11 protein-coding genes are annotated in these 9,989 nt (G+C 72.0%); all 11 read left to right on the top strand.

Translation table 11 applies throughout. From position 1 onward, the window contains the following. Positions 1 to 125: 125 nt before the first annotated feature. Complete coding sequence (locus ACZ4Z4_RS31640) at positions 126 to 809, top strand: nucleotidyltransferase family protein (protein ID WP_468334922.1); 684 nt, start codon at positions 126 to 128, stop codon at positions 807 to 809. Continuing rightward, positions 806 to 1,060: a hypothetical protein gene (locus tag ACZ4Z4_RS31635; protein WP_398299834.1), complete on the top strand. Its 255-nt coding sequence runs from the start codon at positions 806 to 808 to the stop codon at positions 1,058 to 1,060. The genes ACZ4Z4_RS31640 and ACZ4Z4_RS31635 overlap by 4 nt, the downstream gene beginning before the upstream one ends. Continuing rightward, positions 1,057 to 1,818 carry a metallophosphoesterase family protein gene (locus tag ACZ4Z4_RS31630; protein ID WP_468334919.1) on the top strand — a complete coding sequence of 254 codons (762 nt, stop codon included), beginning with the start codon at positions 1,057 to 1,059 and terminating at the stop codon, positions 1,816 to 1,818. The genes ACZ4Z4_RS31635 and ACZ4Z4_RS31630 overlap by 4 nt, the downstream gene beginning before the upstream one ends. Before the next feature lie 138 nt (positions 1,819 to 1,956). Then, on the top strand, positions 1,957 to 2,634 hold the full coding sequence (locus ACZ4Z4_RS31625; RefSeq protein WP_468334916.1) for an ANTAR domain-containing protein: 678 nt from the start codon (positions 1,957 to 1,959) through the stop codon (positions 2,632 to 2,634). 55 nt (positions 2,635 to 2,689) lie between these two features. Next, on the top strand, positions 2,690 to 3,424 hold the full coding sequence (locus ACZ4Z4_RS31620; protein ID WP_468334913.1) for an ANTAR domain-containing protein: 735 nt from the start codon (positions 2,690 to 2,692) through the stop codon (positions 3,422 to 3,424). 127 nt (positions 3,425 to 3,551) lie between these two features. Beyond that, positions 3,552 to 4,199, top strand: a complete 648-nt coding sequence (locus ACZ4Z4_RS31615) for a GntR family transcriptional regulator (RefSeq protein WP_468334910.1) — start codon at positions 3,552 to 3,554, stop codon at positions 4,197 to 4,199. 5 nt (positions 4,200 to 4,204) lie between these two features. Then, positions 4,205 to 5,116 carry a dihydrodipicolinate synthase family protein gene (locus tag ACZ4Z4_RS31610; protein WP_468334958.1) on the top strand — a complete coding sequence of 304 codons (912 nt, stop codon included), beginning with the start codon at positions 4,205 to 4,207 and terminating at the stop codon, positions 5,114 to 5,116. Beyond that, positions 5,113 to 6,858, top strand: a complete 1,746-nt coding sequence (gene araD, locus ACZ4Z4_RS31605) for an L-arabinonate dehydratase (RefSeq protein ID WP_468334907.1) — start codon at positions 5,113 to 5,115, stop codon at positions 6,856 to 6,858. The genes ACZ4Z4_RS31610 and araD overlap by 4 nt, the downstream gene beginning before the upstream one ends. A gap of 90 nt (positions 6,859 to 6,948) precedes the next feature. Beyond that, positions 6,949 to 7,911, top strand: coding sequence for a carbohydrate ABC transporter permease (locus tag ACZ4Z4_RS31600; protein ID WP_468334905.1), 963 nt, complete (start codon positions 6,949 to 6,951; stop codon positions 7,909 to 7,911). Then, positions 7,908 to 8,807 (top strand): carbohydrate ABC transporter permease, encoded by a 900-nt coding sequence (locus tag ACZ4Z4_RS31595; protein WP_468334902.1) that lies wholly within the window; start codon positions 7,908 to 7,910, stop codon positions 8,805 to 8,807. Before ACZ4Z4_RS31600 ends, ACZ4Z4_RS31595 begins: the two co-directional genes overlap by 4 nt. Continuing rightward, complete coding sequence (locus ACZ4Z4_RS31590; protein WP_468334899.1) at positions 8,804 to 9,982, top strand: Gfo/Idh/MocA family protein; 1,179 nt, start codon at positions 8,804 to 8,806, stop codon at positions 9,980 to 9,982. Before ACZ4Z4_RS31595 ends, ACZ4Z4_RS31590 begins: the two co-directional genes overlap by 4 nt. Positions 9,983 to 9,989: the final 7 nt, after the last annotated feature.

Raw genomic sequence — 9,989 nt, 5'->3', positions numbered from 1 at the left:
ATATGCCCCGCGGCCCGTGTCGAACCCGGTGGCCCGGGTACCGGTGCTGCCTGGGAAAGGGATCGTCGGAGACCGCCGGCCCGCACCAACGGTGCCGAGAGCCGTCTCCGGAAACGGAGCAGAAGGTGACGTCGAACGCAGAAGACACCACGCCCGACGCGCAGCGCCGGGTCACCGCGCCGTGCCCGGCGGGACCACCGGCCGGGGGACCTCCGCACGAGGTGCCCGCGGAGGAGCTGCCGCCCGACCTGAACCAGGCGATCCTGGAGGCGGCGAAGCAGGTCGCCGCCATCCTCAAGCGGCGCGACCACGACTTCGCCCTCGCCGGCAGCGTCGCCGTGTACGCGCACGGCGGGACCGGCAACCTCCAGCACGACGCCGACTTCTGCATCAGGCCGGAGGACGCCGAAGCGGTCGCCGCCTCACTGGAGGAGGCGGGCCTCACGGTCTACGCGCCGCCCGAGGACTGGCTGCTCAAGGCCAAGTGCCTGGGCCAGGACATCGACCTCATCTTCGAACTGGCCAGCCAGCCGGTCACCACGGAGCTCCTCGGCCGCGCCGTGCAACTGCCGATGGACTCGGTGCACATGCCGGTCCTGTCGCCGACCGACCTGGTGCGGGCCCTGCTCGCCGCCTTCTCCGAGCACCACTGCGACTTCGGCGCCGTCCTGCCGATCGCGCGGCAGCTGCGGGAGAAGGTCGACTGGGAGGCGCTCCGCGACGAGTACGGGGACACGCCGATGCCGGCCGCCTTCCTCTTCCTGCTGGAACGCCTGGAAGTCATCGCACCGCGAGGAGCAGACCGATGAACGACCACGCACACGTCGAGTACCGCATCGCCCATCTGAAGGAACGGCTCGCCGCGGAGGAACTCGGCGAACTGGGCATCCGCGTCGAGTCCCGCGGCTCGTCCGTCGCGGTCGTCGGGACCGTGCCCACGACCCACTGCCGCGAAGAGCTGCTGCGTACCGTCAACGAGGAACTGGCAGGCCAGACCGTCCACTTCGACGTCGTGGTGGCCGAGTCGGCAGCACCGGACCACCCGGAGGAAGTGTCATGATCCGCATCGCCGCCGTCGGGGACATCCACATGGGCCTGGACAGCCAGGGAGTGCTCAGGCCCGCCTTCGAGACGCTGCACGAATGCGCTGACCTGCTGCTCCTCGCCGGGGACCTCACCCGCCACGGCACCCCGGAGGAGGCGCGGATCGTCGCCCAGGAGGTGTCGGGTCTGCCGGTGCCCGTCGTCGCCGTGCTCGGAAACCACGACCACCACGACGAGCAGCCCGAGAAGGTCACCGCCATCCTGCGCGAAGCCGGCGTCCGGGTCCTCGAAGGGGAGGGCACGGTCGTCGAGGTCGACGGGGCGCGGGTGGGCGTCGCGGGCACCAAGGGGTTCGGCGGCGGATTCGTCGGCCGCAGCGGCAGCGAGTTCGGCGAACCGCTGATGAAGGAGTTCATCCGCTACACCCGGCGCTGCGCCGACGGCCTGCGGACCTCTCTGGAGGAGCTGGCCGAGCAGGGCTGCGGCACCCGGGTGGCGCTCACGCACTTCGCCCCCGTGCCGGACACGCTCGCGGGCGAACCCCTGGAGATCTTCCCGTTCCTCGGCAGCTATCTGCTGGCGGAGGCGGTCGACGAGGCGGGCGCGGACCTGGCCGTCCACGGCCACGCGCACGCGGGCACCGAACACGGCATGACCAGCGGCGGCGTACCGGTGCGCAACGTCGCCCAGCCCGTCATCCGCAAGGCGTTCAACGTCTACCACTTGCAGGACCACCGCAGTCCGGAACCCGCGACGGCCGCCCGCAAGGGTTAAGGACAGCGCTTCGAGGGCCCGTTCTTCGCGAAGGTCCCCCCGGCGGGCCGCTGAGGAGTAGATTTCGGTTACGGAAGGTGGCCGTCTTCCAGAGCCGGTTCGCAGTGCGGCGTGGAAGGCTCAGTGATGGAGCGCCGGGTGTCTGTGCAGGAACTGCTTGTCGGTCTGGAGCGGGCCGCCGAAGCTGGTGAGCACCGCATGTGGGCGGTGCGATGCGCGCATGCGCTGGGGTTGGAGGGGATCGCGGTCTCCTTGCAGTGGGGGGCGGAGCTGGTGTGGTTCAGCGACGACACCAGCGCGCGGCTGCTGGACGCGCAGTTCACCCTGGGACAGGGGCCGGGGACAGCGGATGACTTTAGTGAGGAACCGTGCCAGGTCGAGGACCTCGGCGCGGACGCGGAAGCGAGTGGACAGTGGCCGCAGTTCGCCGCCGAGGCCCAGGCCCTGGGCGTGCGGGCCATGTTCGTGTGGCCCGTCAGGACGGGGGTTGCACTGCTCGGCACGCTGACCGGATACCGCCGGACACCGGGGCCGCTGACCGCGCGGCAGGCGGCGGACGGACTGCGGGTGGCGGACGCGCTGACCGGCCGGCTGCTGGCCTGGCAGCCGGGTGCCGAAACCTCCCAGGACGGGCCGGGGCAGGCGGGCGCGGTCGACCTGCACTGGGCGGAGGTGCATCAGGCCACCGGCGTGCTCAGCTACCGGCTCGGTGTGCCGCTCGAAGAGGCGCTGGTCCGGCTGCGGGCCCGCGCCTACGCCTCCGGGCGGCCCCTGACCGAGGCCGCCCGCGAGATCCTGCGGGAGCTGCCGTCGTGAACCCGCCGTCCGGTGCGGGCCGCCGCAAGGCGCCCGTATACCGAGGAGCCAAGGCATGAGCCGAGAACAGAAGATCGCCGAAACCTTCGTCGAACTCGCCGACACCTTCGTCGACGACTTCGACGTCATCGACTTCCTCCAGCAACTGACCGTTCGCTGCTGTGACATCTTCGCCGTCGCCGACGTCGCGGTCCTGCTGGCCTACCCAGGGCCACAGCTGTACAGCCCCGCCCCCTGTGACCCCAGCCCCGCCCTGAAGGCGCTGCTGGAGCTCGCCCTGACCGAAGGCCCGGCCCTGGACGCGTACCGGACGTCCGACATGGTCAGTCCCGGAAACCTCGCCCTCGCCCCCGACGCCTGGCGCGACTTCACCGCGCTGGCGCGCGAGTCCGGCTACACCTACGCCAGCGCGGTCCCCCTGCGGCTGCGCCAGGAGACCCTCGGCAGCCTGCTGCTCCTGCGCGCCACCGACAGCCCGCTGCCCGCCGACGACCTCATGATGGCCCAGGCCTTCGCCGACGCGGCCACCATCGGTCTGCTCCACTCCCGCACCCTCCAGGAGGCCGACACCGTCAACGGACAGCTCCACACCGCTCTGCACAGCCGCATCATCATCGAGCAGGCCAAAGGGTTCCTCGCCGCCCACCGCGCCATCTCCCCCGACGCGGCCTTCAACGTCATGCGCCGCCACGCCCGCCACCACCGCCTCCTGCTCACCGCCGTCGCCCGGCACGTCGTCACCAGGGGAGAACTCCCCAGCAACGCCGCCGACGTAGCGTCGAACGAGTAGCGGCGGGTCGAATCCGGGCGCTTCTTCTGTCAGAAGCGTTGACGAAGCCCTTGCGCGCTCTTAGCTTCTACGCGTCGTACTTCGTACGTCATATATGAGACGCGATACGTGAGATCTGAGGGTGCCCATGACGTCCGTGCCGACCCCGATCCCCTCGCGCACGCAGTTCGTGCTCGAAGCGATCAAACACCGCATCCTCACCGGTGAGTTGAGGCCTGGTCAGCCCCTGGTCGAGACGGAGCTCGCCGGCGAGTTCGGGGTCTCCAAGACGCCCGTCCGCGAGGCCCTCAAGACACTGGCGGGCACCGGGCTCGTCGCGATGAGCCAGTACAAGGGCGCCGCCGTACGCACCGTGGACGCGGCCATGGCGCGCGAGGTGTACGACGTGCGGCTGCTCCTGGAGCCCGAGGCGCTGCGCCGCACCGTCCGGCGCGGCGCGGCGCTCGACTCCGCGCGTGACGCCCTGGCGCGGGCCGACGTCGCCGAGGACGCCGCCGAACGCTCCCTGGCCAACCGGGAGTTCCACCGCACGCTGTACTCCGCCTGCGGCAACCCGCTCCTCGGCCGCCTCCTCGACGAGGTGCGGGACCAGGCCGCCCTCGTCTCGGCCGTCGCCTGGGCGGCCGACCCCTCGTGGGCCCGCGAGGCCACCGAGCACCAGGAGATCCTGCGGCTCGCCCTCGCCGGGGACGCCGACGGCGCCGCCGAGGCGCTGCGCCGCCACATCGCGTCGTTCGTGGAGCGCGCCTTTCCCTCGGAAGGGAACCTCCAGTGACCCACGTGACACCGCCGTCCTTCGCGGACCGGCGTGCCGCGCTCGCCGACGTCGTGGCGATCCCGGTGACACCCTTCGCCGAGGACGGCTCGGTCGACCTGGGCGCCCACCGCAAGCTGCTGCGCCGGCAGCTCGACGCCGGGGTGCGGACCCTCACGCCGAACGGCAACACGGGCGAGTTCTACGCCTTGACTCCCGAAGAGCGCCGCGCCGTCGTCGAGTCGACCGTCGAGGAGGCGGCGGGCCGGGCCGCGATCCTCGTCGGGGTCGGCCACGACGTGCCCACCGCGGTGGCCGCGGCCCGGCACGCCGAGGCGGTCGGAGCCCACATGGTGATGGCCCATCAGCCCGTGCACCCCTACGTCTCCGACGACGGCTGGGTGGCGTACCACCGGGCGATCGCCGAGGCCGTCCCCGGGCTCGGCGTCGTCCCCTATCTGCGCGACGCGGCCCTGCCCGGCGCCCGCCTCGCCGAACTCGCCGACGCCTGCCCCAACGTCATCGGCGTCAAGTACGCCGTGCCGGACGCGGTCCGCTTCGCCGGGTTCGCGCGCGACGCGGGGCTCGAACGGTTCGTCTGGGTCGCCGGACTCGCGGAGCCGTACGCACCCTCGTACTTCTCGGCGGGCGCCACCGGCTTCACCTCCGGGCTCGTGAACGTCGCCCCGAGCCTTTCGCTGCACATGATCGAAGCGCTTCGATCCGGTGACTACGCAACAGCCATGGCGGTGTGGGCGCGCATCCGCCGCTTCGAGGAGCTGCGCGCCGCCGACGGCTCCGCGCACAACGTCACCGTCGTCAAGGAAGCCCTCGCCGCGCTGGGACTCTGCCGCCGGGACGTGCGCGCCCCGAGCAGCCTCCTGCCCGAGACCGAGCGGGCCGAGGTCGCCGCCATCGTCGCGGGGTGGTCCATATGACCGGCACGGACGCGCACCCGCCCCGACAGCTGCGCAGCAGCCAGTGGTACGGCGACAGCATCTCCGCGGGGCTGCGGTCCTTCAGCCACCGCGCCCGCACCCGGCAGCTCGGCTACCTCCCCGAGGAGCACCTGGGCAAGCCCGTCATCGCGGTGCTCAACACCTGGTCCGACATCAACCCCTGCCACTCCCACCTGCGCGACCGCGCCCAGGCCGTCAAGCGGGGCGTGTGGCAGGCGGGCGGCTTCCCCCTGGAGTTCCCGGTCGCCACGCTCAGCGAGACCTTCCAGAAGCCGACGCCCATGCTCTACCGCAACCTCCTCGCCATGGAGACCGAGGAGCTGCTGCGCTCCTATCCCGTCGACGGCGCCGTGCTGCTCGGCGGCTGCGACAAGACGACGCCCGCGCTGCTCATGGGCGCCGCGAGCGTCGACCTGCCGGCCGTCTTCGTGCCCGCGGGGCCCATGCTGCCGGGGCACTGGCGGGGCGAGAGACTCGGCTCGGGCACGGACATGTGGAAGTACTGGGACGACCACCGCGCCGGACTCGTCGGCGACTGCGAGCTGACCGAACTGGAGAGCGGCCTCGCCCGCTCCCCGGGGCACTGCATGACCATGGGCACCGCCTCGACGCTCACCGCCGCGGCCGAGGCGCTCGGCGTGACCGTGCCCGGCGCCTCGTCCATCCCCGCCGTCGACTCCGGGCACGACAGGATGGCGGCCGCGGCCGGGCTGCGGATCGTCGAACTCGTCCGCCGCGACCTGCGGTTGTCCAGCATCCTGACCGCGGACGCCTTCGCGGACGCCGTCACCACCGTCCTCGGGCTCGGCGGCTCCACCAACGCCGTCATCCACCTCATCGCGCTCGCCGGCCGCGCCGGGGTGCGGCTCACCCTCGACGACTTCGACCGGACCGCCCGCACCGTGCCGGTCCTCGCCAACGTCAGGCCGGGCGGCGAGAAGTACCTGATGGAGGACTTCCACTTCGCGGGCGGGCTGCCCGGGTTCCTCTCCCGCATCACGGACCTGCTGCACCTGGACCGCCCCACCGTCGCGCACGACACCCTGCGCGAGCAGCTCGCGGGCGCCCGCGTCCACGACGACGACGTGATCCGCCCGCGCGACAACCCCGTCGCCGCGGAAGGCGGCGTCGCCGTCCTGCGCGGCAACCTCTGCCCGGACGGCGCCGTCATCAAGCACATCGCCGCCGACCCGCGGCTGCTCCGGCACACCGGCCCGGCCGTCGTGTGCGACGACTACCGCACCATGCAGCGCACCGTCCACGACCCGGGGCTCGGCATCACCCCCGAGCACGTGCTCGTCCTGCGCGGGGCCGGCCCCAAGGGCGGCCCCGGCATGCCCGAGTACGGCATGCTGCCCATCCCGGACCACCTGCTGAAGCAGGGCGTGCGCGACATGGTGCGGATCTCCGACGCGCGGATGAGCGGCACCTCGTACGGCACGTGCGTCCTGCACGTCGCTCCCGAGTCGCACGTCGGCGGGCCACTCGCCCTGGTGCGCACCGGCGACCTCATCACCCTCGACGTGCCGGCCCGCAGCCTGCGACTCGACGTGCCGGAGGAGGAGTTGGCGCGCCGGCGGGCCGCGTGGACCGCGCCGCCCGAGCGCTACGGGCGCGGCTACGGCGCGCTCTACAGCGAGCAGATCACCCAGGCCGACACGGGGTGCGACTTCGCGTTCCTGGCCAGGCCGGGCACGGTGCCGGACCCGTACGCGGGCTGATCCCCGCACCCGGCCCACTTTTTCTTGTTCGAGATACCGAACGCTGTATGCGAAGCGCTTCACTCGCACATCCACGATCGGAGAAGTGTCATGGCCCACGCCGCAGCCGTGGCGAAGCCGCCGACCGGCACCGCCGGGGCGCCGCCACCCCCGCACAAGAAGCGGCGCAGAACCGGGACCACCCCGCGCCGCCTGCCCTACCTGCTGATCGCCCCCGCCGCCCTGCTGATGCTCGGCTTCATCGCCTACCCGGTGATCAGCGTCTTCTACTACAGCCTGCGCCACCACAACCCCACCAAGCCGTGGCGCAACGGCTACGCGGGCTTCGAGAACTTCGTGACCGCGTTCACCGACGACCCGGACTTCTGGCGCACCCTCGGCTTCAGCTTCCAGTGGGTGGCCGTCGAGGTCGTCCTGCAACTGCTGCTCGGGCTCGCGCTCGCCCTGCTCGTCAACCAGACCTTCGTCGGCCGCGCGCTGGCCCGCGCCCTCGTCTTCTCGCCGTGGGCCGTCTCCGGCGTGCTGACCTCCACCATCTGGCTGCTGATCTTCAACTCGCAGACCGGGATCACCCGTTACCTCGCGGACGCCGGCATCGGCTCCTACGGCACCTCCTGGCTCTCCGACACCGGCACCGTCTTCCCCGCCGTCGTCGTCGCCGAACTCTGGCGCGGCGTCCCCTTCTTCGCGATCCTCATCCTCGCCGACCTCCAGTCCGTGTCGAAGGACCTGTACGAGGCGGCCGAGGTGGACGGCGCGAGCCGCCTCCGGCAGTTCTTCCACATCACGCTGCCGCACCTGAAGGACGCGATCATCCTGTCCACGCTGCTCCGCGCGGTCTGGGAGTTCAACAACGTCGACCTGCTCTACACCCTCACCGGCGGCGGCCCCGCGGGCGAGACCACGACCCTGCCGCTGCGCATCGCCTCCATCGCCGTCGACTCCCACGACTTCGGCTACGCCTCCGCGCTGACCGCCGTCGCCTTCGTGATTCTTCTCTTCTGCTCGCTGCTCTATCTGCGGCTCAGCAAGTTCGGGGGGCAGGACAAGTGACCGCCACGACCACCGCGACCGCCACGCGCCGACAGCGGCCGCAACGCCGGCAGGGGCAGCAGCCGGGCAAGGGCGGGAAGCGCGCCTGGGACGAGGCGCCCCGCTGGCAGATCTACCTCCCCCTCGGCCTCTACCTCCTCTTCACCCTCGTCCCCTTCTACTGGATCCTCCTCTTCGCCCTGCGGCCCAGCGGCTCCACCTCCCTCGTGCCGTGGCCGGTCACCTTCGAGCACTTCGACAAGGTGTGGACCGAGCGCAGCTTCGCCACCTTCTTCCAGAACAGCCTGCTCGTCGGTGTCGCCTCCATGGTGATGACCACGCTCGTCGCCCTCGCCGGCGGCTACGCCCTGGCCCGCTTCGACTTCCGGATCAAGCGCGGCTTCATGCTGGCGCTGCTGTGCTCGCAGTTCATCCCCGGCGCCCTGATGCTCGTGCCGCTCTTCCAGATCTTCGCCGAGCTCCAGATGATCAACTCGCTCGGCAGCGTGATCGTCGCCGAGACCGTCTTCCAGCTCCCGCTCTCCATGATCCTGATCAGCGGCTTCATCAAGAACGTGCCGTACTCCCTGGAAGAGGCCGCCTGGGTCGACGGCTGCGGGCGCTTCCGCGCCTTCTGCGCCATCGTCCTGCCGATGCTGCGGCCCGGCCTCATAGCCGTCGGCTCCTTCGCCTTCGTGCACAGCTGGAACCACTTCCTCTTCGCCCTGATGTTCCTCAGCGACCAGGGCAAGCAGACGATCCCGGTGGGCCTCGCCACCCTCATGGGCGCCGACAGCGTCGACCTGGGCGCGCTCGCCGCGGGCGGTGTCGTCGCCGCCGTGCCCGTGGTGATCGTCTTCGCCTTCATCCAGAAGTGGCTGGTCACCGGGTTCAGCGCCGGGGCGGTGAAGGGATGAGCGGCCTGCGGCTGCCGCTGCCCGTCGTCCTGGCCGGGGCGCGCGGCCACGGCGCCCGGCACCTGGAGAACATCCGCCGCCTCCAGGACGCCGGTCTCGTACGCCTCGTCGGGGTCTGCGAGCTGCGGCCGCTCGACGGCGCGGAACTCGCCGGGTTCGGCCCGGTGGCGCAGTCCGAGGACTTCGCCGGGCTGCTCGACGCCACCGGCGCCGCCGTCGCCGTCGTCTGCACCCCCATCCCCACCCACACCACCCTGGCCCTCACCGCCGCCGCACGCGGCGTCCACCTGCTCCTGGAGAAGCCGCCCGCCCCCTCCTACGCCCAGTTCCGGCGAATCGCCGACGGCGCGGCCGCGGCGGGCACCACGGTCCAGATCGGCTTCCAGTCACTCGGTTCGCACGCCGTCCCCGCGATCCGCACGCTGGTCGCCGAAGGGGCGGTCGGTGACGTGACCGGGGTCGGCGGCGCGGGCGCCTGGGTGCGCGACGAGGCGTACTTCCGCCGCGCGCCCTGGGCGGGGCGCCGCCGCCTCGACGGGGCGGACGTCGTCGACGGCGTCCTCACCAACCCCCTCGCGCACGCCGTCGCCACCGCCCTCGTCCTGGCGGGCGCCTCCGCGGCCGAGGACGTCGCCTCGGTGGAGACCGAACTGTTCCGGGCCCACGCCATCGAGTCCGACGACACCTCCTGCGTACGTGTCCACACGGCCGACGGCGGCCGGATCACCGTGGCGGCGACGCTCTGCGCACACACGAGCGTAGAACCGTACGTCGTCGTGCACGGCACCCGGGGCCGCATCACCTTCTGGTACCGGCAGGACCGGGTGGAGGTGCGCCGCACGGGCGCGGACCCCGTCCCGGCGCACACCACCCGCCACGGCAGGACCGACCTCCTGGAGAACCTGGTCGAACACCTCACCGGCCGCGCCCGCCTCCTCGTACCGCCCGCCGCGACCGGCGCCTTCATGCGGGTCGTCGAGGCCGTCAGGACCGCCCCCGACCCGGTCGCGCTGCCCGCGCCGTTCTGGAGCACGGCCCCCGGCGAGCACGCCGAACGCCGCGTCGTGCACGGCATCGACGGCCTCGTCACGGCCGCCGCCGACACCCTGCGCCTCTACTCCGAGCTGGGCACCGACTGGGCCCGGCCCGCTCCGACGACCTTCACAGCGAGGTGAGTACGTC

Source organism: Streptomyces sp. NPDC030245, assembly GCF_055572995.1.
Note: the sequence above shows the minus strand (reverse complement) of the source record. Positions and strands in the feature narration are given on the sequence as shown.